Raw genomic sequence first — 26,282 nt, forward strand, 5'->3', positions numbered from 1 at the left:
TCACTTGATCATCGCTAAAGACATCGAGCTGCGCGCCGGAGCCCGGCTGCTGATCGACAACGTCACGTTCCGGATCAACCCGGGCGACCGGGTCGGCCTGGTCGGCCGCAACGGCGCGGGCAAGACCACGCTGACCAAGGTGCTGGCGGGCGAGGGCCTGCCCGCGGCGGGCGAGGTCACCCGCTCGGGCACCCTGGGCTACCTGCCGCAGGACCCGCGCTCGGGCGACCTCGAGGTCCTCGCGCGCGACCGCATCCTGGCCGCCCGCGGCCTGGACGAGGTCTTCCGGCAGCTCCGCGCCGCCGAGGAGGCGATGTCCACCCAGACGGGCGCGGCCCGCGACAAGGCGGTGCGCAAGTACGGCAGGGCCGAGGACCGCCTGCACGTGCTGGGCGGCTACGCGGCCGAGTCCGAGGCCGCCGCCATCTCCTCCAGCCTCGGCCTGCCCGACCGGGTCCTGGGGCAGCCGCTGAGCACCCTGTCCGGCGGCCAGCGCCGCCGGGTGGAGCTGGCCCGCATCCTGTTCTCCAACGCCGACACGCTGCTCCTGGACGAGCCCACCAACCACCTGGACGCCGACTCGATCGTCTGGCTGCGGGACTTCCTGAAGAACCACCAGGGCGGCCTGGCGATCATCAGCCACGACGTGGGCCTGCTGGAGGCCGTGGTGAACCGGGTCTTCCACCTGGACGCCAACCGCTCGGTGATCGACGTCTACAACGTCGGCTGGAAGAAGTACCTGGACACCCGCGAGACCGACGAGAAGCGGCGCAAGCGCGAGTACGCCAACGCCGCGAGGCAGGCCGGCGCGCTCCAGTCGCAGGCCGACAAGATGCGCGCCAAGGCCACCAAGGCCAAGGCGGCCCAGCAGATGCTGAAGCGCGCCGACCGGCTGCTGGCGGGCGTCGAGGGCGAGCGGCAGAGCGACCGGGTGGCCAAGCTGCGCTTCCCGGAACCGGCACCGTGTGGCAAAACCCCCCTCACCGCGGAGGGTTTGTCTAAATCGTACGGTTCTTTGGAGATCTTCACAGATGTCGGACTCGCCATCGACCGCGGTAGCCGGGTGGTCGTGCTTGGACTGAACGGAGCGGGGAAAACGACGCTGCTCCGCCTGCTCGGTGGCGTCGAAAAGCCCGATACAGGAAGTGTTGTACCGGGTCATGGACTTCGCCTGGGTTACTACGCCCAGGAGCATGAAACTCTCGATCACGACCGTTCCGTCTTGGACAACATGAAGTCCGCGGCGCCCGATCTTCCGGAGGTCGAGGCGCGCAAGGTCCTCGGGTCGTTCCTGTTCGTCGGAGACGATGTCGACAAGCCCGCGGGGGTCCTGTCCGGAGGTGAGAAGACCAGGCTGGCACTGGCCACGCTGGTGGTCTCCCGGGCCAATGTGCTGCTGCTCGACGAGCCCACGAACAACCTCGATCCGGCGAGCCGCGAGGAGATCCTCGGGGCCATCAACACCTTCGCCGGTGCCATAGTCATGGTCACTCACGACGAAGGCGCGGTGACCGCACTCCAACCGGAACGCGTGATTTTGCTCCCCGATGGTGTCGAAGACATCTGGAGTGACGAATTCGCCGATCTGGTGGCTCTGGCTTGACCTTCTGAGGAAGCAGGCAGATCTTTTCTGGCCTACCGGGTAGCCGTGACGGCGAAGATGTCTGATCATGGGGGCAGATACGCAGCGGTCACCACATCACTACGGGAGGTACTCGTGGCAGAAACCCTGAAGAAGGGCACCCGCGTGACCGGTGCCGAGCGCGACAAGCTCGCCGGCGAGCTCAAGAAGCGGTACGACGCCGGAGAGAGCATCCGCGCCCTGGCAGCCGCCACCGGCCGTTCCTACGGATTCATCCACCGGATACTCACGGAGTCGGGAGTGAACCTTCGGGGCCGCGGCGGCGCCACCCGGGGCAAGAAGGCCTGATCCACCGGGCCGCCCCCGCATCGGACGACCCGGCCGCCCGCCACGACGACATCGAACCGCTACACCCGAGTAACATTCGGTTCGGTCGCGGTGGCGGGCCCGGGGTCCGCGCCCGCACTTCGGGCACCGGTCTGGCCGTCAGGCCGGGCCCCGCGGAGGAAGGCGTGAGATGACGGATCTCGAACGGGCCGGGTTGCGGCTCGAGTACAACCACGACGGTGCGGTGGCGGAGATCGCCCTGAACCGCCCGGAGCGGCGCAACGCGCAGTCTCCGGCCATGTGGGCCGGGCTCGCCTCCCTCGGCGAGGAGCTGCCCGACACCGTCCGCGTCGTGGTCCTGCGCGGCGAGGGGCCCTCGTTCTCCGCGGGGCTCGACATCCGCGCGTTCACCGCCGAAGGCATCCCCGGCGAGGGTCCGGCGTTGCCGCCCGGCATCTCCCGCCCGGACCTCGCCGATCTGATCGGCGTCTACCAGGAGGGCTTCCGCTGGCTGCGCGACCCGCGGTTCACCACCATCGCCGCGGTGCACGGCCACGCGATCGGCGCGGGCTTCCAGCTCGCCCTGTCCTGCGATCTGCGCGTCGCCGCCGAGGACGTCAGGTTCTGCATGAAGGAGCCCGCGCTCGGCCTCGTGCCCGACCTCACCGGCACCAAGCCGCTGGTCGACATCGTCGGCCTGCCGCGCGCGCTGGAGCTGTGCCTGACGGCCCGCGACATCCACGCCGAGGAGGCCCGCGAGCTGGGCCTGGTGGAGAAGATCGTCAAGAACGAGGATCTGGACGGGGCGGTCGCCGAACTCGTCGCCGCCCTGCTCAAGATCGACGCGGGGGCCGCGCGGGCCACCAAGGCCCTGCTCCAGAAGGCGCCGGGCAACAGCCTCGACGACCAGTGCCGCGCGGAGCGCGAAGCCCAGGTGCTGCGTATGGTGCGCGACTAGGAATAACAGGCATGATCGTCGGATTCCCCTTAGGGATGACGAAAAGCCTCTAGGAGTTGACTGCATGGGCATGCCCGGCAACGGATTCGCGACGATGAGCTCCTACCGCAGGGACCCATCGGTGAAGCACGCGCGACTGAAGCCCGGCACCGTCCGCCGCATCGTCTCCTACGCCCGCCCCTACAAGCGGGACATGGCGTGGTTCCTCGGTCTGAACGCGCTGTCCGCCACGATCGTGGTGGCCGGACCGCTGATGATCCAGCGGATCATCGACAAGGGCGTCGTCCCGGGGAACCTCACCGTCGTCGTCTGGCTGTCGGTCGGGCTCGCGGTGCTGGCGCTGGTCGACGCCGTCCTGTCGCTCGGCCAGCGCTGGTTCTCCGCGCGGGTGGGGGAGGGGCTGATCTACGACCTGCGCACCCAGGTCTTCGACCACGTCCAGCGGATGCCGGTCGCCTTCTTCGTCCGCGCCCAGACCGGAGCCCTGGTGTCCCGGCTCAACAACGACGTGATCGGCGCCCAGCGCGCGCTGACGACCACGCTCTCCTCGGTCGTCTCCAATGTGATCAGCCTGGTGCTGGTCCTCGTCGCGATGCTCTACCTGTCGTGGCCGATCACGCTCATCTCGCTGCTCCTGCTGCCCGTCTTCATCATCCCGGCCAAGCTCGTCGGGCGGCGGCTCCAGCGGATCAGCCGCGAGCAGATGGTGCTGGACGCCGAGATGGGCTCGCTCATGACCGAGCGGTTCAACGTCGCGGGCGCGATGCTCGCCAAGCTGTACGGGCGCCCCGCCGACGAGTCCGAGGGCTTCTCCGGCCGGGCCGGAAGGGTTCGCGACGTCGGCGTCGCCGCCGCGATGTACGGCCGGGTGATCTTCACCGCGCTGACCCTGGTGTCCGCCCTGGCGACCGCCGCGATCTACGGCGTCGGCGGAGCGCTGACCGTCTCGGGGGCCATGCAGATCGGCACCCTCGTGGCGCTCGCCGCCCTGCTCAACCGCATGTACGGCCCGCTGACGGCGCTGTCGAACGTGCAGGTCGACGTGATGACCGCGCTGGTCAGCTTCGACCGGGTGTTCGAGGTGCTGGACCTGGAGCCGATGGTCCGGGAGCGGCCCGGCGCCCGTCCGCTGGCCGCGCCGAAGGAGGGGGAGCCCGCCGCTCCGCGGGTGGAGTTCGACCACGTGGTGTTCAGGTACCCCTCGGCGGAGGAGGTGTCGCTGGCCTCGCTGGAGTCGATCGCGCGGTCCGACACCGCCCCGTCGCGCGAGGTGCTGCACGACGTGTCCTTCACCGCCGAGCCCGGCCAGATGATCGCGCTCGTCGGGCACTCGGGCGCGGGCAAGAGCACGATGACCCAGCTCGCCTCCCGGCTCTACGACGTCACCGAGGGCGAGGTCCGGATCGGCGGGACCGATGTGCGGGACCTGACCCTGGCGTCCCTGTCGGACACCGTCGGCGTGGTCACCCAGGAGGCCCATCTGTTCCACGCGACGATCGGCGACAACCTCCGGTACGCCAGGCCCGACGCGACCGATGCGGAGCTCTGGGCGGCCCTGGGCGACGCGCAGATCCGGGAGCTGGTCGAGGACATGCCCGACGGCCTGGACACGGTGGTCGGCGACCGCGGCCACCGCCTGTCCGGCGGGGAGAAGCAGCGGATGGCGATCGCGCGGCTGCTGCTCAAGGCCCCGGCCGTGGTGGTGCTGGACGAGGCCACCGCGCACCTGGACTCCGAGTCGGAGGCCGCGGTGCAGAAGGCGCTGGCCACCGCCCTCGCGGGCCGCACCTCGCTGGTGATCGCGCACCGGCTGTCCACGATCCGCGAGGCCGACGAGATCCTCGTCGTCTCCGACGGCAGGATCGCCGAGCGCGGCGGCCACGACGAGCTGCTGGCCGCGAACGGCCTTTACGCCGAGCTGTACCGCACCCAGTTCGCCCGCCAGGAGGACCAGGATTCCACTCCGCTAGGATGATGACACTGCGCGTTCGGTGCGTGACTCGATGTGGTCATCATTGAAGGCGGTCAGGTCATCGGTCTCGGGGGAGAAGCCATGATCAAGACGGTGGGGGTCGGGCTCGCCGCGTGCCTCGCGCTCGCGGGCTGCGGGAGCGACGTGCCGGGCGGCAGGTCGTCCCCGAACAGCTTCACCGGGCCGGTCAAGACCCCGTCGCCGACGGTCACCGTGACCGTCGCGGGCAAGACCGTCACCGTCACGCCCAAGGCGACCGGGCCCGCCACCGCGGGCCAGGTCTGCGAGATCGAGGGCTTCGTCGCCAAGAACTCCGCGGGCCGCCAGGTGCGGTGCGTGAAGAAGACCGGCGAGAAGAAGACCCTGTGGGTGATCGACGCCGGCGCCGACCCCGACGGCACCGTCCGGCCCGGGGAGCAGTGCCCGGCCGCGGGCGCGACCGGCCACGACGGCGGCGTCAACTACACCTGCACGAGGGGGGCCGGCGGCCAGAACCGCTGGCGTCCCGCCTGACCGCGGTCCCGATCTTTTCGCGCACCGCGCTGTTCAACTGCTGTTCTGTCCGGTTTCCGGGGAGTTCTTCGGTCCGCGTGCCCGTGTTGGCGCGGCGGCCACCGGGAAGGCCGACCCTGGCCCCATCGGCGCCTTCCAGGCGTCCAGGCATGACGTGGAGATCTCCTTGCACCGGTTCCTTGTCCGTCTCACCGCCCTCGTCGTCGGCGCGGCCGCGACCGGCATGGCCATCGGCTGGCTGGCCGACGACCTTCGGCCCGGCGGCGCTCGGTCGTCTCAGTAGCCCAGCCGTTCGAGCTCCCGCCCGGCGATCTTGTGCACCTGCGCGATCTGCCGGGCGGTGAGCCTTTCACGCCATCCCCCGGCCGGGTCCGCGCCGGACACCGCGGGCAGCAGCCCGCTCCCGCCGCCGTGGCGGTGCCGCGCGGCGGCCGCGGTGAGCGCCTCGCCGGAGACGTCCTCGCCGAGGTAGGCCGCGAGCCGGGCGGCGGTGGCCGCCGGATCGGCGACGATCTCCTCCATCCGCAGGGTGAGCAGCTGCTCCTCCGGGACCTGCGCGCGCAGCGCGGCGCTGAGCCGGACCGAGCCCCGCCACCGCAGCGCGCACTTGATCGCGGTCGACGACTCCGCCCAGCGCGACCGCCAGGCCGGCTCGTCCACCCCGAGGAACGGGTGCGGGAAGACGTGGTCGATGTTGAAGATGCCGGGCTTGAACCAGGCGAGGCACCGCTCGTCGGCCATCATGTCGGCGACGACGTCGCGGCCGTCCCGGATCACCTGGACGAGCTGGGCGTCGGGGAACGCGTCGAGCAGGACGTCGGTGCTGTAGATGAGGTCGGGGGTGGCGTCGGCGAACCTGCGGACCTCGGCCGCGTCGGCGCACGGCCGCCCGGTGCGCGGCCCGGCGGGCCCGGACAGGACCCGGCACTCGGCGGGGCACTCCCCGCACGACCCGGGGGCGAGCCGCCACGCCTCGGCGAACGCGTCGCGCAGCACGCGGGCGGCGCCCCTGCCGCTCTCGGCCGCCATCGACGGCCGCCGCGCGAACGCGTAGATCATCTTGGTCACCGACGGCCTGCCGCGGGTGAGGTGGAAGCCGAAGGACCGCTTGACGGCCCGGGCCACCATGCCGGTACCGGAATGGGGGGCGCCCATGATGAACACCGGCCGCCGGACCTTGGTGCCGTTGACCACGAGAATGTGCGGGGTCTGTCTCATGACTGCCCCCAGTGTCCCACTCGAACCCGCGCCGACGCGCCCCGGATGTGCGCGACCTGCGCGGGATCGGTGCCCGGTGGGGTCTTCCGCCCGGGTGCCCTTGCTGTCAAGCTGCCTGGGTGACCGTGTGTGGGAGGAGGGGCCCATGAGCGGGAGCCGTCGGGACGGCGATGAGGCCGCCCTGGACTCCCTGGTGGTGCTGGTGGCGGAGAGCCTGGGCTACTCCTGCACCCGGGTCCCCGGCGACGTCATGCTGCTCGAGGGCATCGGGCGCCTGCACGTCGGGATGCGCAACCTGCGGCAGCTCGCCCGGCTCGTGCCGCGCGACGACTGGCCCGCGGTCGTCGCCGACCATGTCACCACGATCGTCACCGCGGTCGAGGAGCCCCTGGACCTCAGCGACTTCTCCCTGGCCCGGCATCTGCTGCGCACCCGCGTCTACCCGGCCGAGGCCGACAACGGCGTCCTGGCGGCCCGGCCGTTCGCGCCCGGCCTGATCGAGGTCGTGGTCGTCGACACCCCGACGACGGTCCGGACCGTCACCCGCGAGGAGACCGAGGGGTGGGGCGTCCCGGCCGCCGAGCTGTTCGCCCTGGGCCGCGAGGGCGTGCACTCCGACGGCGCGCTCCAGTGCGAGGGCCAGGAGATCGGCGGGGTGCGCGTCCGGCTGCTGCACGGCTGGACGTTCTACGCCGCGACCCATCTGGGGTGGTTGGAGGAGTATCTGGACCTGGGCCCGCGCGGCGCCCTCGTGGTCGCGCCGAACCGCAGCACGATCATCGCGTTCCCGCTCGGCGACGCCGTCGGCCCGGACGCCGCGGTGAACGCGGCGGCCGTGCTCCAGGACCAGGCGCGGGTGGGGTACGAGGAGGGGCCGGGCTCGCTCAGCGACGCGCTGTTCTGGTGGCGCGACGGCGACCTCGCGCTGCTGGAGACCCGCGGCGACGGTCCCGGCCTGGTGCTGCCCCGGGAGTTCCTCGCGGTGATGGCCGGGGCACGGAGTCCCCGCGACTGAGTAAAGGCGCCCCTGGGGGCCCTATCGGCCGCGTCCGGAAAATGCGACCGTGTGCGGGAGAGGAGGCTGCCGAGCGATGCGTATCTCTGACATTCTCCGCAGAAAAGGACATCAGGTGGCGACGGTGACGCCCGACACCACGGTGCGGGACCTGCTCGCCGTGCTGGCCGAGCGGAACATCGGCGCCGTGGTCGTGGTCGCGGGCGGTGAGATCGCCGGCATCGCCTCAGAGCGCGACGTCGTGCGCCGTCTGCACGAGCGCGGTACCGGCCTGCTGGCCGACCCGGTCGACTCGATCATGACCCGCGAGGTGCGCACCTGTGCCCCGAGCGACCACATCGAATGGCTCCGCCCGGTCATGACCGAACACCGCATCCGCCACGTCCCCGTCGTCGACGAAGGCCGTCTCGTCGGCATCGTCAGCATCGGCGACGTCGTCAAAAGCGCCATCGACCAACTCGAAACAGAGCGCGAGGCCCTCGTCGCCTACGTCCAGAGCTGACCCACCCCCGCACCCGCGGCCCCGCCGCGGGTGCCGAGTGCGGCACCGCGACCATCTGCGCGGCCCTTCTCCACGACGTCGTCGAGGACACCGACGCGGCCCTCGCGGACGTCGCGCGCGCGTCCGGCGCCGAGGTGGCGGCGCTGGTCGACGGCCTGCCGGCGCTCGACGGGACGGGGAGATCCCCGGCCGATCGGCGGATCCTGCGCCTGAAGCTCTTCGACCGGCTGCACAACATGCGGACCATCGGGCACGTCGACCCGGCGAAGCGGATCGCCAGGTCCCGCGAGACCCTCGAGATCCTCGTGCCGACCGCCCGGGTGCTCGGCCTCGGCCTCGTCGAGCGTGACGACGGCTGACGGGAGCCGGTCAGTACGGGTCGTATCCGGCGGCTCGGGCGGCGGGGGAGCGCATGAGGTAGTCGAGGGCCTGGGGGGTGCTGCCTATGCGGGAGGGGTGGTGGCCCGGCTTGAGGTAGATGAGGCCTTCCACGACGAGGAGGCGGAAGAGGCCGGGGACGAGATTCGCCTTGGCGGCGCGGCGGTACTCGCGGTACATCCAGCGCAGGGTGGGCTTGCGGGTGAGGGTGGGGTCGCGGTCCAGGAGGAACTTGGCGCCGCCGATGAGGGCCCAGTACAGGAAGGTCAGGGAGACGAGCCAGCCCGCGACGCGGGTGAGGTAGCCGCCGCCGACGGCCTGGTAGACGTCGAAGACGACCGAGCGGTGCTCGACCTCCTCGGCGCCGTGCCAGCGCAGCAGGTCGAGCATCGTGGGGTCGACGCCGGCCTTGTCGAGTTCGTCGTTGTCGAGGATCCACTGGCCGAGCACGGCGGTGTAGTGCTCGATCGCCGAGACCGCGGCGAGCTCGAAGCGCAGCATGCGGCGGAAGGCGCGGGGGGAGAGCTTGGCACGCTCTGCGGGGCGCGACTCGTTGCCCGCCTTGGCCGTCTCGGTGATCTTGCGGTGGTCGATGCCGTGGGTGTCCAGCAGTTCGGCGAGGAAGCTGCCGTGCGCGCGGGCGTGCACCATCTCCTGGCCGATGAAGCCCTTGATCTCCTCCTGCAGCCGCTGGTCGGAGATCCGCGGTTTGGCGTCCTGGACGCACTGGATGAACCAGCGCTCGCCCTCGGGCAGCACGAGGTGGAAGGAGTTGATCATGTGGGTGGCGACGGGGTTGCCGGGGATCCAGTGCAGCGGCGTCTTCTCCCAGTCGAAGCTGACGCGCCGCGGCTTGATCGGCGGATGCCGCTCGTCGACCTCGAAGTCGGGCATGCGGTCCTCCAGCATCACACGGGTCACGACAGACTCCGCACTATGCCGAACGGCACCGGGGCGGGACCACTGCGGATCATGACAAACGGCCCGCCGAATCCCTCTTCACTCTGACAATTTCCCCGGGTGGCCCGTCCCGGGACGCAGGCCGGCGCCGGGGTGCTCGTTCATCACCCGGCGGAGTCCCGGCACGCACAGGAACAGCACGACGCCGACGGCGATCGCGAACACCCCGGACCACAGGAAGTAGACGGGGCTGGTGCCGCCGTTCGACAGCCGGGCGACCTGGCCGCCGATGGAGTCCCCGACGGACACGGCGAGGAACCACACGCCCATCATCTGGGAGCTGAACATCGCGGGCGCGAGCCGGGTCGTCACCGACAGGCCGACGGGGCTGAGGCACAGCTCGCCGCAGGTCTGCATGAGGTAGACCAGCACCAGCCACAGGATCGACACCTTGACGCCGGTCGAGGCGATCGAGGCCGCCGCCGACATCGCGACGAAGCTGAGCCCGGCGAGGACCAGCGCGATGGCGAACTTCAGCGGGGTGCTCACCCGGTCGCCGAGCCTCACCCACAGGGCGGCGAAGACCGGCGCCAGGATGATGATGAAGATCGGGTTGATGTTCTGGGTCCAGCTCGACGGCATCTCCCAGCCGAAGACGCTCAGATCCGTGGACGTGGCGGCGAACGTCGTCAGGGTGGTGGCGGCCTGGTCGAAGATCATCCAGAACACCGCGGCGGCGGCGAACAGCGCGAGGTAGACCTTCATCCGGCTCTTCTCGTCCGCGGTCAGGCCGTGGTCGCCGAGCAGGATGTAGCAGAAGTACGCGATCGGGACGGCGACCGCGACGATCGTCAGGAAGACGGTCGCCGCGTCGAGGGTGAGGAACCCGGCGAGCGCGGCGACGACCGCGAGCAGCACCAGCGCGAGCAGCGCGATCCCGACGACCTTCATCGCCCGGTTCCGCTCGTGCGGGGTGAGCGGGTGCGTCGGCCGCGCGCCGATCCCGCGCAGTCCCTTGCCGCCGGCGACGTACTGCACGATGCCGAGGAACATGCCGACGGCCGCGCACGCGAACCCCAGGTGGTAGTTGACGTTCTGGCCCAGCCAGCCGACCACGAACGGGGCGAGGGAGCCGATGTTGATGCCCATGTAGAAGAGCGAGAAGCCCGCGTCGCGGTGCGCCGCGTCCCTGTCGTCGTACAGGTGGCCGACCATCGTGGAGATGTTCGGCTTGAGCAGGCCGGTCCCGGCGACGATGAGGGCGAGGCCCAGGTAGATCCAGCCGGCTCCGCCGGGCACCGCCATCGCGAGGTGACCGACCATGATGATGATCGCGCCGATGAGGACGGCCCGCTGCGGGCCGAGGATCCGGTCGGCGATCCAGCCGCCGGGCAGGGCGGCGAGGTAGACCATCGCGTTGTAGACGCCGACGACGGCCGCCGCGGTGCCCGTGCTCAGGCCGAGGCCGCCGTCGATGATCGCCGTCGACAGGAACAGGGCGAGGATGGCCCGCATCCCGTAGAAGCTGAACCGCTCCCACAGTTCGGTCATGAACAGGGTGGCGAGCGGTCGCGGATGCCCGAAGAACGTCTTCTCGCGCGGCTGGTCTGTCGACGTCACGCACCGTGCGTACCCTTGGTGATCTCCGGTGACGGCCGGTGTGCGGCAAGTGTTCGGCAATGGGCGTTCGCCCTGTCCCGGACGACGCCCGGTGGGCATCCGGCCACGATCGGGCGCAAATCAGGAAACAGGTCTTGTCTGTCGTGGCCGTCCGTGGTCCGATAGACGCTCTCCCCTCGCCATAAGTAAAGATTTACGACGGAGGCGCGCCACCCATGAGCACCACCACGGCCATCCAGGAGGAGCGGGCCGCGTTCGACGCTCAGATCGCGGGACGGACCATTTGCACGGTCCTCAGCGAGACCGCCGCCAAGCACGGCGACCTGCCCGCGTACACCGACCTCGGTGGCGCGACCCTCTCCTGGGCCGACGTCCGGGAACGCACCCTCAGGATCGCGGCCGGTTTCGCCGCCCTCGGCCTCCAGCAGGGCGAGGTCGTCGCCCTCATGCTGTCCAACAGGTCCGAGCACATCCTCGCCGACCTGGGCACGGTGCACGCGGGCGGCGTGCCCAGTACCGTGTACGCGACCCTCGCGCCCGACCAGGTGCAGTACGTCGCCGACAACTCCTCGGCCGCCTACGCGGTCCTGGAAGGCGCCGACCAGCTCGCGCGCTGGCAGCCGGTCATCGACCAGCTGCCCAAGCTGCGGAAGGTCATCGTCCTCGACGACGTGCCCGAAGGCGACCTGTACGTCTCCTGGGCGGACTTCCTCGCCCTCGGCGAGAGCACCTACGCGGCCGAGCCCCAGATCGTCGAGGACCGGATCAAGGCGGTCAAGGACACCGACACCCTGACGCTGCTGTACACGTCCGGCACGACGGGCAACCCCAAGGGCGTCCTCATCACGCACCGCATGGCGCTGTACGAGGCCCTGTGCTCGGAGGAGACCGCGGACCTGCCGCCGCACAACGTCGGCGTCTCCTACCTGCCGTTCGCGCACATCGCAGACCGCGTCATCTCCTACTACCTCGCCATCTACCGGGCCGGGCACGTGCACTTCTGCCCCGACCCGTCCCAGCTCACCGCGAAGCTGCGCGAAGTCCGCCCGAACGGCTTCTTCGGCGTCCCGCGGATCTGGGAGAAGATCATGGCGGGCATCCAGGCGTTCCTGTCCATGGAGACCGACGAGGCCAAGAAGGCGGGCATCGAGGGCGCCATGGCCGTCGGCCGCGAGTACATGGCGGCCCGCGAGTTCGGCGGCACCCTCACGCCCGAGCTCGAAGCGAAGTTCAAGGCCGTCGACGAGGCGGTGCTGTCGCAGATCCGGGCGCTGCTCGGCCTCGACCGCGTCGTGCACGCGATGAGCGCCGCGGCCCCGCTGCCGATCGAGGTCGCCCGCTTCTTCTCCGGCCTCGGCCTGGCGATCCTCGACGTCTACGGCATGACCGAGACGACGGGCGCGGCCACCGCCAACACCAACGCCTCCTTCAAGCTCGGCACCGTCGGGCGCGCCTTCCCCGGGGTCGAGCTCAGGCTCGCCGAGGACGGCGAGGTGCTGTTCCGCGCGACCACCTGCACGCCGGGCTACCTCGGCCGCCCGGACGCGACCGCCGACCTGTACGACGCCGACGGCTGGCTGGCCACCGGCGACATCGGCGTCCTGGACGCCGACGGCTTCCTGTCCATCGTCGACCGCAAGAAGGAGCTCCTCATCACCGCCGGCGGCGAGAACATCGCCCCGTCGCTGATCGAGAACCACCTCAAGGAGCACCCGCTCATCGGCCAGGCGCTGGCGTTCGGCGACCGCAAGCCGTTCGTCGTCGCGCTGCTCACCCTGGACGGCGAGGTCGCGCCGGTGTGGGCGCAGGCCCGCGGCATCGAGGACGTCTCCCTCGAGGCGCTCGCCGCGCACCCCCTGGTGCTGGAGGAGGTCGGCAAGGCGGTCGGCGACGCCAACACCCGGCTCGCCCGCGTCCAGCAGGTCAAGAAGTGGGCGCTGCTCCGCGCCGAGTGGACCGCCGAGACCGAGGAGCTGACGCCCACGCTGAAGCTCAAGCGGCGCGTCATCCACGACAAGTACACCGGCGAGATCGACGGCCTCTACACCTGATCCTCGCAGGATCTTTACCCCGTCCGCCGGAGGCGGACGGGGCCTGGCGGCTAGCGTTCGGCGGCGGGACCGGCCCCCTGTTCCGGGGGTCTTCGGGGGTCCCGCCGCTCAACGACCAGGGAGCCCGCCTTTGTTCTCCGCCACGACGGACCACGCCCGCATCGCCGCCGCCGCACTGCTGGCGCTGCCCCTCGGCCTCGTCGGCACCCTCCCCGCCGAGGCGGCCCGCCGGGCCGCGACGGTCGAGGCCATCGCGGTGACGCCGGAGGAGCCCGTCCTGTACGACACCAGGACCACGAAGCTCACCGCCCGGATCCGGGCCACCGGCGCGTCCTCGGTGACCGTCGACTTCGGCCCGCAGGACGGGGCGAAGGAGAAGGTCGACGCGGTCCGCCTCAGCACCTCCGGGGCCGTCCAGCAGTGGGAGGCGTCCCTCACCCTCGACCGCGGCCGCCCGACCGGTTTGTGGGACGTCCGGGTGAACGCCTGGGACGGCGTCGCGGGCACCGCGGTTCGCAGCGAGCAGGTGTACGTGCGCCGCGAGACCCGCTTCACCCGGTTCGACGCGGGACCCGAGCCGGTCCGCCGGAGCGGAAGGCTCCGCCTCGAAGGGCGGATCACCCGGCTCGACCCCCTCACCACCCCGGACGGCATGGTCCGCTACGCGGGGGCCCGGGTCCGGCTGTACTTCAGCGACGGCGTCCAGGAGCCCCGCAGGTGGGTCCATGTCGCCAACGCGACGACCGACTCCCTCGGCCGCTTCACCAGGACCGTCTACGCCCGCAGGACCGGCTACTGGCGCGCGGGGCTCACCGGCACGGCCGACTACGCGCCCGTCTACTCCTGGCCGGACCACGTGCGCCTGACGCGCTGACGTCCGTACGTTTTTGGTCAGCACTTCGCCGTATTCGTGTTGTTCTGCCAGGTCAGGGGGTAACTGGACCGTGAGAACGTCGCACGGGAAGGAAGCGCCCATGACCGTCACGGGCATCATCAGCGCCATCATCTTCGGCGCCATCATCGGCGCCCTGGGACGGCTCATCGTCCCGGGCAAGCAGAACATGCCGATCTGGCTCACGGTGCTCGTCGGCATCGTCGCCGCCTTCGCCGGCACCGGCCTGGCCCGGCTGCTCAACCTCTCGACGCACGGCTTCAACTTCTGGGAGCTGCTCTTCCAGATCGTCATCGCCGCGCTCGCCGTCTTCATCGTCTCGGCCCTCTGGCCCAAGGGAGGCGCCACCGGCGCCGGACCCGGCCGTCCGAACACGATGCGATGACGCGAGCGCCGCGCCGGCCCGTCCCTTGAGGTGGAACCCCGACCGGGGTTCCACCTCAAGGGCGTTCCCGGGGGTTTTCGGTCCCGGCATGACGTGTGTCACAGCCGCGGTCCCCGATCGGGGACCGCGGCCCTTACCTGTGGGGATTCCGGGGCATGGACGGGAATTGACCAGGGGCAACGATCCGTTATCGAACCCTGGGAGGGGCCGAACCTTATGGCAACCTCACCCGTCTTAGACGTTAATGTCTCTCGTACGTGCCTTTGATCGATGGGGTCGGGGTGCACGTCCGGGGCCGGAGTACGGAGGTGGGGGCGTGCGGGTCATGCGGGGGTCGACGCGGTCTGCGGGAGTAGTGGGTCTTGTCGTCGCGGCGCTGGTGGCCGCGGGATGCAGCGGCAACCCGATCACGGGCGAGGAGGCCGAGCCGCCCGTCGTCACGATCACGCCGGCGGACGGGACGGGCGAGGTGAAGCCCGAGGACGGTGTCACCGTCAAGGCCGCCGACGGCACCCTCACCAGCGTGAAGGTGCAGGTGAAGGGCAAGGACGTCAAGGGTGCGCTGTCCGCCGACGGCACCACCTGGACGGCCGAGCGCGCCCTGGTCCCGAACGCCTCCTACACCGTCGAGGCCACGGCCACCGGTGAGGAGTCCAAGACCACCACCGCGACGAGCGCCTTCACCACCCTGAAGCCGGAGAGCACCTTCGGGCTCCAGGCGAACATCCCGCTGTCCAACTGGACGGTCGGGGTCGGGATGCCGATCCTCATCACCTTCACCGACGACATCAAGGACAAGAAGGCCGTCGAGAGCGCGCTCAAGGTCAAGAGCGACGAGCCGGTCGAGGGCGCCTGGTACTGGTACACCGACAACCAGGTGATCTTCCGCGGTAAGAAGTACTGGAAGGCCCACCAGAAGGTGAAGGTCACCGGCAGCCTCGCCGGGGTGAAGTCCGCCGACGGCACCTACGGGACCAAGGACTTCGAGATCAACTTCAAGGTCGGCTCGGCCAACATCAGCAAGGTGAACACCGACACCCACCGGATGGTCGTCGAGATCGACGGCGAGAAGGTCAGGGACGTCGGCATCAGCGCGGGCAACGAGACCGCCTACAAGTACACGACGACGAGCGGCGTCCACGTCACGCAGGAGAAGGAGAACCCGGTCAAGATGACCGCGCCGGGTCTCAACCCCGGTGACAGCGGCTACTACGAGGAGATCGTCGACCACGCGGTCCGGATCTCCAACAGCGGCGAGTACGTCCACTCCGCGCCGTGGTCGGTCGGCTCCCAGGGCAACGCCAACGTGAGTCACGGTTGTATCAATGCCGGGCCGGAGTTCGCGGAATGGTACTACAACCAGTCAAAGTGGGGCGATATTGTCACTGTGACGGGTACGAATCGCGAGCTCGAGTACGACAACGGCTACGGCTACTGGCAGAAGTCGTGGAAGGACTGGGTGCTCGGCAGCGCGTTCGACGCGCCCGTCACGACCGACGGGGCGACGCCCGGCACCGCCGCCGGCACCGCCGAGACCCCCGCGCCCGCCGCCACCTCCACCGCCCCCTGACCCCCTTCCCCACGACACCCGCGGAGAGCAAGACCCCATGACCCGCCGTACGACCGCCGCCCTGACCGGAGCGGCCCTGCTGCTGACCGCCGCGTGCTCCGGGGACCCCGTCAAGGAGCAGGCCGAGGCCGAGCCGATCGTGCCGCAGGTCACGATCACGCCCACCGACGGGACAGGTCAGGTCAAGCCGGACAGCAAGATCACGGTGACCGTCGTCGACGGGACCCTCCAGACCGTCACCGCCAAGTCCGGCAAGAAGGCGGTCGAGGGCGAGCTGTCGGCCGACGGCAAGACCTGGACCTCCACGGCCAACCTCAAGCCGAGCGCCACCTACTCGGTCGCGGTGACGGCCGCGGGCGGCGAGACGCCGGTCAACGCGACGAGCACGTTCAAGACGCTCAAGCCCAAGGGCACCTTCGGGGTCGCCGACATCACCCCGATGCCCGGCGAGACCGTCGGCGTGGGCATGCCGATCACCGTCACCTTCGACCGGGACATCGACGACAAGAAGTCGGTGGAGAAGGCGCTCAAGGTCTACTCCGAGAAGCCCGCGGTCGGCGCCTGGTACTGGACCGCCGACAACCAGGCGATCTTCCGGACGAAGAACGACGCGTACTGGAAGGCCAACCAGGACATCAGGTTCGAGGCCGACCTCACCGGGGTGAAGGCCGCGAGCGGCGTCTACGGCACCGCCGACAAGACCCAGAAGTGGAAGATCGGCGACTCGCAGATCAGCACGGTCGACACCAAGAAGAAGTACATCACCGTCGTCCGCAACGGCAAGAAGGTCAAGCACGAGCCGATCAGCGCGGGCAAGGGCGGCCGGGTCGTCAACGGCATCGACACCTACCTGACGACCAGCGGCACCCACCTGACGATGTCCGCCCACCGGGTGGAGGTCATGACCTCGGAGTGGATGGGCGTCGACCCCAAGGACACCAAGAACGGCGGCTACAAGGAGGTCATCCCCTTCGCCGTCCGGATCTCCAACTCCGGCGAGTACGTGCACTCGATGGCCGCCCGGGTGTGGGCCATGGGCCGCTACAACCTCAGCCACGGCTGCGTGAACTCCCCGCCGGCGTTCGCGGAGTGGTTCTTCAACAACTTCCAGCGCGGCGACGTCGTGGAGATCACCGGCACGAAGCGCCGGGTGGAGTGGAACAACGGCTGGTCGTACTACGAGATGCCGTGGAAGCAGTGGGTCAAGGGCGGCGCCCTCGACAAGGAGATCACCACGGGTCCGGTGGACGCGCCCGCCGAAGGGGCCCCCACCGCCCCGACGGGCGCACCCACCGCCCCGTCTCCCACCGCGCCCGTCACCACGGCGCCCGCCACGGCGGGCTGACCCGTCGGCGGGGAGGAGCAGGGCCCGCGACACCGAACCACATCGTGGTTGCGGGCGCATCCATCCCCGAATTCCGGTAGAACTCCGGAGATGGACATCCGCGAGCTGGTCGAACCGGAGGACGCCGACCTCGACGCCTGGCACACCCTGGTGTCGGCCGCGCACCTGCACGACCTCCCGGGCGACCCCGCCCCCGACTCCACCCAGACCATAGGGCGGATCTTCGGCGGGGGCGCCCGGCGCCTGTGGGCGGTGCCCTACCGCGAGGGGTTCGGCGCGGTGGCGTCGGTCTGGCTGCCGGGTGATCCGGCGGTGCGGGCCGCGGAGGTCGACGTCCATGTGCTGCCCGAGCTGCGCCGCCGCGGCCTGGGCACCCGGCTGCTGCGCCTGGCCGCCGAGGCGGCCCGCGCGAACGGCCGCTCGGCGGCGCTGGCCCAGGCGCTGGCCGGGACCCCCGCGGTGCCCTTCCTGGAGCGGCACGGCTTCCGCTGCCTGCTCATCACCCGCAGCCTCGTCCTGCGCCCCGCCGAGACCGACGTGTCCGCGCACGCCGCCCTGAACCCCGAGGGCTACCGGCTGATCCGCTGGACGGGCACCGTGCCCGACCACCTCGCCGTGCAGTTCGCCCTGGCCAAGAGCGCCATGGCCGACCACGACGAGGGCGACTCCGCCTGGACCGCCGACGTGGTCAGGGACACCGCCGACCACGTCGCCAAGCGCGGCGACGACCTGTACACGGTCGCGGCCCTGCACGGCCCCCGGATCGTCGGGTTCACCGAGGTCGTCGTGCCGGGCGACGTGCCCGTGCGGGCCTTCCAGTACGACACCGCGGTGGTGCCCGGGCACCGGGGCCGCCGGATCGGCCTGTGGGTCAAGGCGGCCATGCTGGAGTGGCTGGCCGACGAGCGGCCCGAGGTCGTGGAGATCGAGACCGACAACGCCGGCGACAACGCGCACATGCTCGCCGTCAACGAGGCGCTGGGATACCGGCCACTGCGCGAGTTCCGGGAGTACCTGGCGCAGGCCGCCGACCTTCCGTGACGGTCCGGTGGCGGGCTCCCCGGCGAAGCCGGGCCCTCCAAGAGCCCTCCACCGGACCCGGTGGGTACAGCCCGGTGGCGGGCTCCCCGGCGGAGCCGGGTTCTTCGAGAGCGCGTCACCGGACCCGGTGAGTTACGGTCCGGCTCCCGTGCGATCTACGATGGACGGGTGACTTCGGGTGAGTATCTGAGGTATCCGCATCTGCGGGGTGACCTGCTGACGTTCGTGGCCGAGGACGACGTGTGGCTCGCGGGCCTGGACGGCGGCCGTGCCTGGCGGCTGAGCGCCGACCGGGCGCCGGTCAGCCATCCCCGGCTGTCCGCCGACGGCGGCAAGATCGCCTGGACGAGCTGGCGCGACGGCGACCCGGAGGTCCATCTCGCGCCGACCGACGGCGGGGTGGGGGAACGGATCACCTACTGGGGATCGCCCACCACCCGCGTGCGCGGCTGGACGCCGGGCGGCAGGGTCCTGGCCACGAGTTCCACCGGCCAGCCCTTCTCGCACTTCACCTGGGCCTACGCGGTCCCCGTGGACGGCAGCACGGCCGCCCGGCTGCCCTACGGGCCCGTCGAGGACCTGGCCCTGGCCGGCGCGCACCGGTCGGACCGGGCCGCGCTGATCACCGGAGGGGCGAGCGAGCCCGCGCGCTGGAAGCGCTACCGGGGCGGCGGCACCGGGCGGCTGTGGACGGGCGCGGCGGTGGAGCCCGCCGAGTACCGCACCGAGGCCGACGGTCCGCTGCACCTCGACGAGCGGCACTTCAGCCGGATCCTCGCCGAGCTGGGCGGCCATCTCGACTGCGTCATGATCGTCGGCGAGCGGGTGGCGTTCCTGTCCGACCACGAGGGCGTCGGCGCGCTGTACTCCTGCGGCTTCGACGGCGCCGACCTGCGCCGCCACGGCCCGGCCGAGCAGCACGGCTTCTACGCCAGGCACGCCTCCACCGACGGCGAGCGGGTCGTCTACTCCAGCGCGGGACGCCTGTGGCTCGTGGAGGACCTGGAGGCGGCCGAGGCCCGGCCGCTGGAGGTCGTCCTCGGCGGGTCCGGCACCGCCCGGCGGCCCTACCAGATCACCGGCGAGGACAGCCTCGGCGGCTTCTCCTGCGACGCCACGGGCCGCGCGAGCGCCGTGGAGGTCGCCGGGACCATCCACTGGGTGACGCACCGGGACGGCCCGGCCCGCGCGCTGGCCGCCGACCCCGGAGCCCGCGCAAGGCTCCCCACCGTCCTCGGCGACGACGCGGGCGTGGCCTGGATCATCGACGCGGGCACCGACCTGCCCGGCGACGCCCTGGAGATCGCCCCGCTCGGCGGTCTGGAGCCCGGCTCGACCCCGCGCCGCCTCGCCGCGGGCCGCCTCGGCTGGGCCACCGAACTGGTGTCGGCGCCCGACGGCAAGACCGTCGCGGTGACGACCAGGGACGGCCGCCTCATGCTCGTCGAGATCGAGTCGGGGGAGGCCACGGAACTCGCGGTCTCGGCCGCGGGCCCGATCGAGGACGCGGTGTTCTCACCGGACTCGGCTTGGCTCGCCTGGTCGGAGCCGACCGCCGACCCGCTGCGCCGGGTCCGGCTGGCCCGCCTCGGCGACCGGACGATCGTGGACGTCACCGACGGCCGTTTCGAGGACACCTCGCCGTGCTTCACCCAGGACGGGAAGTTCCTGGCGTTCCTGTCGTGGCGGGGCTTCGACCCGGTCTACGACCAGCACGTGTTCGACCTGTCCTTCCCGTTCGGCTGCCGTCCCTACCTGGTGCCGCTGGCCGCCGGGACCCCGTCGCCGTTCGCCCCGTCCGTCGAGGGCCGCTCGCCGAACGGGACCGACGACGACAAGGACGACGCCAAGGACGAGAACCACGCGAACGTCGACCTCGAAGGGCTGTCGTCCCGGGTCGTCCCGTTCCCGGTGGAGGCGTCCCGGTACGACGGGATGAGCGCCGTCAAGGGCGGCGTGGTGTGGCTGAAGCTGCCGCTGTCGGGCTCCCTCGGCGAGAGCGGCCCGCAGCCGGACGCGGCCCCGCTGCGGCCGACCCTGGAGCGGTTCGATCTGGGCACCCGCAAGTGCGAGGAGATCATCGACCCGATCGACGGCTACACCGTCAGCGGGGACGGTGAGCGCCTCGTCGTCCGGGACCGGGGGCGGCTGCGGGTGGTCCCGTCGGCGTCGGGGTCCGACGACGACGCGGTCAAGGTGGACCTGGCCAAGGCGCGCACGGTGTTCGACCCCGCCGCGCGCTGGGCGCTGGCGTTCGCCGAGGCGGGGCGGCTGGTCCGGCACGAGTTCTGGAGCGAGGCCGCGCTCGGCGCGCTCGGCTGGGCCGAGGTCCAGGAGCGCTACCGGCCGCTGCTGGAGCGGGTCGCCACCCCCGACGACTTCGCCGACCTGCTGTGGGAGGTCTTCGGCGAACTCGGCACCTCGCACGCCTACGTGGCCCGCGCGCGGTACCGCAGCGAGGGCGACTGGCTGGGCATGCTCGGCGCCGACCTGCGCCGCGACGGCGACGTCTGGCGGTTCACCCGGATCCTGCCGGGCGAGTCCTCCGACCCGCGCGCCCGCGCCCCGCTGGCCGCGCCCGGCATCGTGGTGCGCCCCGACGACGTGCTGCTGGAGATCGACGGCCGTCCGGTCGACCCGGTGACGGGTCCGGGCCCGCTGCTCGCGGGCATGTCCGACACGCCGGTCGAACTGACCATCGGCCCGCGCGACGGGGGCGCCCCGCGCCGCGTCGCGGTGATGCCGCTGGGCGACGACGAGCGGCTGCGCTACCAGGACTGGGTCACCGACCGCCGCAGGCACGTCCGTGAGGCGTCGGGAGGCCGCCTGGGCTACCTGCACATCCCGGACATGGTCGGCTTCGGCTGGGCCCAGCTGCACCGCGACCTGCGGGTCGAGATGGCCCGCGAGGGCATCGTGGTGGACCTGCGCGGCAACCGCGGCGGCCACACCTCCCAGCTCGTCGTGGAGAAGCTGGCCCGGCGCATCATCGGCTGGGACGTCCCGCGCGGCAAGCAGGCGTCCCCCTACCCCGAGAACGCCCCGCGCGGCCCCATCGTCGCGGTCGTGGACGAGCGGGCGGGCTCCGACGGCGACATCATCTCCGCGGCCATCAAGACCCTCGGACTCGGCGAGGTCGTCGGCACCCGCACCTGGGGCGGCGTCATCGGCATCGACGGCTGGCACCGCCTGGCCGACGGCACCTCGGTGACGGTCCCCAAGTACGCCACCTGGTTCGACGACCACGGCTGGAATCTCGAGAACCACGGCGTGGACCCCGACCTCGAAGTCGTCATGACCCCCGAGGACTGGGTCAACCGCCGCGACCCCCAGCTCGACACCGCCATCGCCCGAGCCCTCGCCACCCTGGAGGACACCCCCGCCGCGGGCCCCCCGACCCGCCCCTGACCCGCCCCGCGGCCTCCTGGACGGCTAGCCGTCCAGGAAGCGCTCCAGGGGGAGGGTGGCGGCGCCCAGGGCGACGGCGTCCGGGCCCAGCCGGCACAGCTCGATCGCGGTGCTGGCGAACAGGTGGCGCAGGCTGTGCCTGGCCGCGGCCTCGCGCAGCTCGCCGAGGTAGCGGTCGCCCAGCAGGAGGCCGGCCCAGCCGCCGAGGATGATGCGCTCGGGGGCGAGCAGGTTGATGAGGCCGCCGAGGCTCGCGCCCAGGTACCGGACCGTCTCGTCCACGACGCGGGCGGCGGTCGTGCCCGGTGCGGAGGCGGCGAGGACGAGGTGGGCCAAGGCGGTCTCCTGGTCCGCGGGCAGCGGGTCGCCGCCGGCCTCGGCGTAGCGTTCCAGCATCGCCTCGGCGCCGACATAGGCCTCCAGGCAGCCGACATTGCCGCAGCGGCAGCGCCGCCCGTCCACGATGATGGGGCGTGTGGCCCCATTCCCCGGCGCTGGCGTCCGCGCCGTTGTCGGGGTTGCCGTCGGAGATGACCGCGGCGCCGACGCCCGAGCCGATGAGGCCGATGACCGCGTTGCGCGCGCCGCGGCCCGAGCCGAACCACAGCTCGGCGCGGCCCATGGTGTTGGCGCCGTTGTCGATGAGCAGGGGCAGGCCGGTGCCCGCGGGGCCGCCGGGCAGGCCCGCCCGCAGCAGCCGCTCCAACGGGACCGACGCCCAGCCGAAGGTCTGCGCGTCCACGATGACCTCGGGCCGCTGGCGCACCACGCCGGGCACGCCGATGCCGACGCCGAGGACCGAGGACGGGTCGGCGCCTCCGTCGGCGAGGACGGCGTCGATGCCCGCGAGGACGCGGGCGACCACCCGGTCGGCGTCATGGCCGTGATCGAGGGGGTAGTCGGCCTTGGCCCGCTCGGCCATCGCCAGGTCGAACAGCTCGACCTGCACACGTGTCTCGCCGACGTCCACGCCGATGACGTGCCCGTGGCCCGGGTCGACGCGCAGCAGCACCCGGGGCCGCCCGCCGTCGGACTCCACCGAGCCGACCTCCACCACGATGCCCTCGGCGATGAGGTCGCGCATCACGTTGCTGACCGAGGCCGGACTGAGCCCGGTGGCCGCGCTCAGTTCCTGCCTGCTGCGCGGCTCGCCGAAGTACAGCGCCCGCAGCAGCACCGCACGGTTGTCCCGGCGCAGGTCGCGCACCGTGCCCCGCTTGCGCTCGGCCATCGTCCGCCCTTCTCGCGTCACCGGTCGATCCTCCTGCACTCGCGGTGCGGAAGCATGCCGGACTGTTGACGCCCCAGTGTATCGCGAGTTAAATCAAGCCATGAAATAAGTCGTGTCGTAAGTGGCGCGGCGTGCTCCACCCCCGTTTCCCCACCCCCCGAAGGATCCCCATGCGCTTCGGAAAGCTCGCGTCCGCGGTCGCCCTGACGCTGATCGCCGCCACCGCCGCCGGTTGCGGCGGCGGCGAGGACGACGCCGCCGCGTCCGAGAAGCTCGTCTACTGGGCCTCCAACCAGGGCACCAGCATCGACCACGACAAGCAGGTGCTCCAGCCCCAGCTCGACGCGTTCGAGCAGCAGACCGGCATCGAGGTCGAACTCGAGGTCGTCGGCTGGCCCGACCTGCTCAACCGCATCCTCGCGGCCACCACCTCGGGTGAGGGCCCCGACGTGCTCAACATCGGCAACACCTGGTCGGCCTCGCTCCAGGCCACCGGCGCGTTCCTGCCCTTCGAGGACTCCGTGCTCGAGGAAGTGGGCGGCCGGCAGCGGTTCCTCGGCCCGTCCCTCGCCGCGACCGGCGCGGAAGGGAAGCCGCCCGCCGCCATCCCGCTCTACGGGCAGGCCTACGGCCTCTACTACAACAAGAAGATGTTCGCCGAGGCGGGCATCGACGGTCCGCCCGCGACGTGGGAGGAGCTGATCGAGGACGGCAAGAAGCTGACCAAGGCCGGGCAGTGGGGGCTGACCCTCCAGGCCGGCCAGGTCACCGAGAACGCCCATCACGCCTCGATCCTCGGCGCCCAGCACGGCGCGACCTTCTTCGCGCCCGACGGGACCCCGCAGCTCGCCTCCGACCCCGCGGTGAACGCCGTCCAGCAGTACCTGGACCTCATGCAGAAGCACAAGATCGTCGACCCGGGCAACGCCGAGTACACCGACACGGCCAAGTCGCTCAAGGACCTCGCCGACGGCAGGGCCGCGATGTTCATGAACCAGGCCTCGGCCGGCTCCTTCGAGCTCGCCGGGATGGACATGGCGAACCTCGGCGTCGCGCCGATCCCGCTGCCGGCGGCCCCGCCCGCGGGCAGCCGCAAGGTGACCAGCTTCGTCGCCGGGATCAACCTCGCGGTGTTCGACAACACCGACAACCGCGCGGGCGCGCTGGAGTTCGCGAAGTTCATGACGAGCACCCCGGTCCAGGTGGCGCTCAACCAGGCTTACGGCTCCCTGCCCGTCGTCACCGACGCCTACGCCGACCCCGCCTTCCAGGGCCCCGACGTCAAGGTCTTCCAGGACGTGCTCAGCACCACCGCCGAGCCCATGCCGCAGGTGCCGCAGGAGTCGCAGTTCGAGACGCTCATCGGCACCGCGATGAAGGAGATGTTCGCCGACGCCGCCGCGGGCGACCCCGTGGACGCGGCATCGATCAAGGACAGGCTCGTCCAGGCCGACGAGCAGCTGGCCGCGGGCAGCTGACAGGCCGGAGCGGTCCCGGCCCGAGCACGGGCCGTACCGACCGGGCCGGGACCGCGCGCCGGAAAGGACCCTGATGACGACACTCACCGAGCCCGCGCCCGAGGTGGCGCCGGACCCCGGCCCGCCCTCCCGCACCCGCCTCCGGCGGCGCCTGCGCGGCGTGCCCCTGCCCTACCTGCTGCTGCTCCCCGCGGTCGCGCTGGAACTGCTCATCCACCTCGTGCCGATGCTCGTCGGCGTCGGGATGAGCTTCCTCAAACTCACCCAGTTCTTCATCCGCGACTGGTCGGCCGCGCCCGGCGCCGGACTGGACAACTACCGGTTCGTCCTGGACTTCGACACCGCGGCGGGCAGGGCCCTGCTGGCCTCCTTCTGGGTGACGGTGCGGTACACGGCCGCCTCCGTCGCGCTGGCCTGGCTGCTCGGCACCGCGGGCGCCGTCCTCATGCAGCGGGAGTTCCGCGGCAGGGGCTGGCTGCGGACCCTGTTCCTCGTGCCCTACGCGCTGCCGATGTACGCCGCGGTCATCACCTGGGCGTTCATGTTCCAGCGCGACACCGGCATGGTGAACAGCGTCCTCGGCGACACCCTCGGCCTCGTCGGCACCGGCGGGGACGCGCCCTTCTGGCTCATCGGCGACAACAGCTTCTGGGCGCTGGTCGTGGTGTCGGTCTGGCGGAACTGGCCCTTCGCGTTCCTCATCATCATGGCCGGGCTGCAGAACATCCCGCGCGACCTGTACGAGGCGGCCGCGATCGACGGCGCGGGCTGGTGGCGCCAGTTCCGGTCGGTCACCCAGCCGATGCTGCGGCCGGTGAACCAGGTGCTGTTCCTCGTGCTGTTCCTGTGGACCTTCAACGACTTCAACACCCCGTACGTGCTGTTCGGGGAGTCGCCGCCCAAGGAGGCGTCGCTGATCTCGCTGCACATCTACCAGAGCTCGTTCAAGACCTGGAACTTCGGCCTCGGCTCGGCGATGTCGGTGCTGCTGCTGCTGTTCCTGCTGCTGGTCACCGCGGGGTACCTCGCGGTGTCGTCCCGGAGGAGGACGGTTGTCTGAGCCCCGCTGGGTCTCCTGGGCCCGCCGTCTCGTCCTCGGGTTCCTCGCGCTGTTCACCCTGCTGCCGCTGTACGCGATGCTCGCCTCGGCGCTGAAGCCGCTGCGCGACGTGCAGGGCGACTGGCACTGGATCCCGACCCGCCTCACGGTGGAGCCGTTCGTCGAGATCTGGTCGACGATCCCGCTCGCCGACTACTTCGTGAACAGCCTCATCGTGTCCGGCGCCGCGACGGTGCTGTCGGTCACCATCGCGATCTTCGCCGCCTACGCCGTCAGCAGGTTCGAGTTCCGCGGCCGGAACCTGTTCTCGGTCACGGTCCTGTCGACCCAGATGTTCCCCGGCATCCTTTTCCTGCTGCCGCTGTTCCTCATCTTCGTCAACATCGGCAACAGCACGGGCGTCGTGCTCTACGGCTCGCGGCTCGGCCTCGTCATCACCTACCTCACCTTCTCGCTGCCCTTCGCCATCTGGATGCTGGCCGGGTACTTCGCCTCGATCCCGAAGGAGCTCGACGAGGCGGCGAAGGTGGACGGCTGCGGCCCGCTCGGCGCGCTGCTGCGGATCGTCGTCCCGGCCTCGACGCCCGGCATCGTCGCCGTCGCCATCTACGCCTTCATGACGGCGTGGGGCGAGGTGCTGTTCGCCTCCGTCATGACCGACTCCGACACCCGGACGCTCGCCGTCGGCCTCCAGGAGTACTCCACGCAGGTGGACGTCTACTGGAACCAGGTGATGGCCGCCTCCCTCGTCGTCTCGGTGCCCGTCGTCGCCGGATTCCTGCTGCTCCAGCGCTATCTGGTGGCCGGCCTGACCGCCGGCGCCGTCAAGTGACAGG

At 71.2% G+C, this 26,282-nt stretch carries 22 protein-coding genes and 1 pseudogene; 18 read left to right on the plus strand and 5 right to left on the minus strand.

Features of this window, described 5'->3' with window-relative positions:
* The first annotated feature begins 4 nt into the window (after positions 1 to 4).
* The 5 genes from EDD29_RS08380 (at position 5) to EDD29_RS08400 (ending at position 5,352) form a co-directional block, all read left to right on the plus strand.
* Positions 5 to 1,603 (plus strand): ABC-F family ATP-binding cassette domain-containing protein, encoded by a 1,599-nt coding sequence (locus tag EDD29_RS08380; RefSeq protein WP_123663838.1) that lies wholly within the window; start codon positions 5 to 7, stop codon positions 1,601 to 1,603.
* A 114-nt stretch (positions 1,604 to 1,717) separates the two neighbouring features.
* On the plus strand, positions 1,718 to 1,930 hold the full coding sequence (locus EDD29_RS08385) for a helix-turn-helix domain-containing protein (protein WP_123663839.1): 213 nt from the start codon (positions 1,718 to 1,720) through the stop codon (positions 1,928 to 1,930).
* Positions 1,931 to 2,099: 169 nt separating this feature from the next.
* Entirely contained in the window at positions 2,100 to 2,867 is a 768-nt protein-coding gene (locus EDD29_RS08390) for an enoyl-CoA hydratase/isomerase family protein (protein ID WP_123663840.1), read from the plus strand.
* Positions 2,868 to 2,931: 64 nt separating this feature from the next.
* Entirely contained in the window at positions 2,932 to 4,842 is a 1,911-nt protein-coding gene (locus EDD29_RS08395; RefSeq protein ID WP_211359602.1) for an ABC transporter ATP-binding protein, read from the plus strand.
* A gap of 78 nt (positions 4,843 to 4,920) precedes the next feature.
* A complete protein-coding gene (locus EDD29_RS08400; protein ID WP_123663841.1) occupies positions 4,921 to 5,352 on the plus strand; it encodes a hypothetical protein in 432 nt (143 codons plus the stop codon).
* A gap of 276 nt (positions 5,353 to 5,628) precedes the next feature.
* Here EDD29_RS08400 and EDD29_RS08405 read toward each other — a convergent pair whose 3' ends face one another.
* Positions 5,629 to 6,570, minus strand: coding sequence for a sulfotransferase (locus tag EDD29_RS08405; RefSeq protein WP_123663842.1), 942 nt, complete (start codon positions 6,568 to 6,570; stop codon positions 5,629 to 5,631).
* A 145-nt stretch (positions 6,571 to 6,715) separates the two neighbouring features.
* Between EDD29_RS08405 and EDD29_RS08410 the strand changes: the two genes are divergently transcribed.
* The 3 genes from EDD29_RS08410 to EDD29_RS47600 all read left to right on the plus strand — a co-directional run bounded on the left by EDD29_RS08410 (position 6,716) and on the right by EDD29_RS47600 (position 8,446).
* Positions 6,716 to 7,585, plus strand: a complete 870-nt coding sequence (locus EDD29_RS08410) for a hypothetical protein (RefSeq protein ID WP_123663843.1) — start codon at positions 6,716 to 6,718, stop codon at positions 7,583 to 7,585.
* A gap of 76 nt (positions 7,586 to 7,661) precedes the next feature.
* Positions 7,662 to 8,087: a CBS domain-containing protein gene (locus EDD29_RS08415; protein WP_123663844.1), complete on the plus strand. Its 426-nt coding sequence runs from the start codon at positions 7,662 to 7,664 to the stop codon at positions 8,085 to 8,087.
* Positions 8,084 to 8,446: an HD domain-containing protein gene (locus EDD29_RS47600; protein ID WP_281281021.1), complete on the plus strand. Its 363-nt coding sequence runs from the start codon at positions 8,084 to 8,086 to the stop codon at positions 8,444 to 8,446. Before EDD29_RS08415 ends, EDD29_RS47600 begins: the two co-directional genes overlap by 4 nt.
* A gap of 10 nt (positions 8,447 to 8,456) precedes the next feature.
* On the opposite strand, the gene EDD29_RS08425 is transcribed toward EDD29_RS47600, so the two are convergent.
* A complete protein-coding gene (locus tag EDD29_RS08425; RefSeq protein WP_246052608.1) occupies positions 8,457 to 9,386 on the minus strand; it encodes a metal-dependent hydrolase in 930 nt (309 codons plus the stop codon).
* Between the two features lie 78 nt (positions 9,387 to 9,464).
* The gene (locus EDD29_RS08430) at positions 9,465 to 10,985 is read right to left on the minus strand and encodes a peptide MFS transporter (RefSeq protein ID WP_246052611.1); all 1,521 of its coding nucleotides are present in this window, start codon (positions 10,983 to 10,985) and stop codon (positions 9,465 to 9,467) included.
* Between the two features lie 215 nt (positions 10,986 to 11,200).
* Between EDD29_RS08430 and EDD29_RS08435 the strand changes: the two genes are divergently transcribed.
* The 7 genes from EDD29_RS08435 to EDD29_RS08465 all read left to right on the plus strand — a co-directional run bounded on the left by EDD29_RS08435 (position 11,201) and on the right by EDD29_RS08465 (position 21,677).
* A complete protein-coding gene (locus EDD29_RS08435) occupies positions 11,201 to 13,036 on the plus strand; it encodes an AMP-dependent synthetase/ligase (protein WP_123663847.1) in 1,836 nt (611 codons plus the stop codon).
* 130 nt (positions 13,037 to 13,166) lie between these two features.
* Complete coding sequence (locus tag EDD29_RS08440; RefSeq protein ID WP_123663848.1) at positions 13,167 to 13,910, plus strand: hypothetical protein; 744 nt, start codon at positions 13,167 to 13,169, stop codon at positions 13,908 to 13,910.
* Between the two features lie 100 nt (positions 13,911 to 14,010).
* Entirely contained in the window at positions 14,011 to 14,313 is a 303-nt protein-coding gene (locus EDD29_RS08445; RefSeq protein WP_123663849.1) for a GlsB/YeaQ/YmgE family stress response membrane protein, read from the plus strand.
* A 355-nt stretch (positions 14,314 to 14,668) separates the two neighbouring features.
* Positions 14,669 to 15,883, plus strand: a complete 1,215-nt coding sequence (locus tag EDD29_RS08450; RefSeq protein WP_246052613.1) for a L,D-transpeptidase — start codon at positions 14,669 to 14,671, stop codon at positions 15,881 to 15,883.
* A 37-nt stretch (positions 15,884 to 15,920) separates the two neighbouring features.
* On the plus strand, positions 15,921 to 17,228 hold the full coding sequence (locus EDD29_RS08455) for a L,D-transpeptidase (RefSeq protein WP_123663850.1): 1,308 nt from the start codon (positions 15,921 to 15,923) through the stop codon (positions 17,226 to 17,228).
* Between the two features lie 90 nt (positions 17,229 to 17,318).
* Positions 17,319 to 18,269 carry a GNAT family N-acetyltransferase gene (locus EDD29_RS08460; RefSeq protein ID WP_123663851.1) on the plus strand — a complete coding sequence of 317 codons (951 nt, stop codon included), beginning with the start codon at positions 17,319 to 17,321 and terminating at the stop codon, positions 18,267 to 18,269.
* Positions 18,270 to 18,437: 168 nt separating this feature from the next.
* Positions 18,438 to 21,677: a S41 family peptidase gene (locus EDD29_RS08465; protein ID WP_123663852.1), complete on the plus strand. Its 3,240-nt coding sequence runs from the start codon at positions 18,438 to 18,440 to the stop codon at positions 21,675 to 21,677.
* A gap of 24 nt (positions 21,678 to 21,701) precedes the next feature.
* Here EDD29_RS08465 and EDD29_RS47605 read toward each other — a convergent pair whose 3' ends face one another.
* Complete coding sequence (locus tag EDD29_RS47605; protein WP_281280867.1) at positions 21,702 to 22,139, minus strand: ROK family protein; 438 nt, start codon at positions 22,137 to 22,139, stop codon at positions 21,702 to 21,704.
* A 61-nt stretch (positions 22,140 to 22,200) separates the two neighbouring features.
* Positions 22,201 to 22,908 (minus strand): annotated as a pseudogene (locus EDD29_RS47980) (ROK family transcriptional regulator); the annotation flags it as partial.
* 170 nt (positions 22,909 to 23,078) lie between these two features.
* Here EDD29_RS47980 and EDD29_RS08475 point away from each other — a divergent pair.
* The 3 genes from EDD29_RS08475 (at position 23,079) to EDD29_RS08485 (ending at position 26,278) form a co-directional block, all read left to right on the plus strand.
* On the plus strand, positions 23,079 to 24,386 hold the full coding sequence (locus EDD29_RS08475) for an ABC transporter substrate-binding protein (protein ID WP_123663853.1): 1,308 nt from the start codon (positions 23,079 to 23,081) through the stop codon (positions 24,384 to 24,386).
* 73 nt (positions 24,387 to 24,459) lie between these two features.
* Positions 24,460 to 25,446: a carbohydrate ABC transporter permease gene (locus EDD29_RS08480; RefSeq protein ID WP_123663854.1), complete on the plus strand. Its 987-nt coding sequence runs from the start codon at positions 24,460 to 24,462 to the stop codon at positions 25,444 to 25,446.
* Positions 25,439 to 26,278 carry a carbohydrate ABC transporter permease gene (locus EDD29_RS08485; RefSeq protein ID WP_123663855.1) on the plus strand — a complete coding sequence of 280 codons (840 nt, stop codon included), beginning with the start codon at positions 25,439 to 25,441 and terminating at the stop codon, positions 26,276 to 26,278. The genes EDD29_RS08480 and EDD29_RS08485 overlap by 8 nt, the downstream gene beginning before the upstream one ends.
* Positions 26,279 to 26,282: the final 4 nt, after the last annotated feature.

The organism is Actinocorallia herbida (genome assembly GCF_003751225.1).
GTDB classification, from domain to species: domain Bacteria; phylum Actinomycetota; class Actinomycetes; order Streptosporangiales; family Streptosporangiaceae; genus Actinocorallia; species Actinocorallia herbida.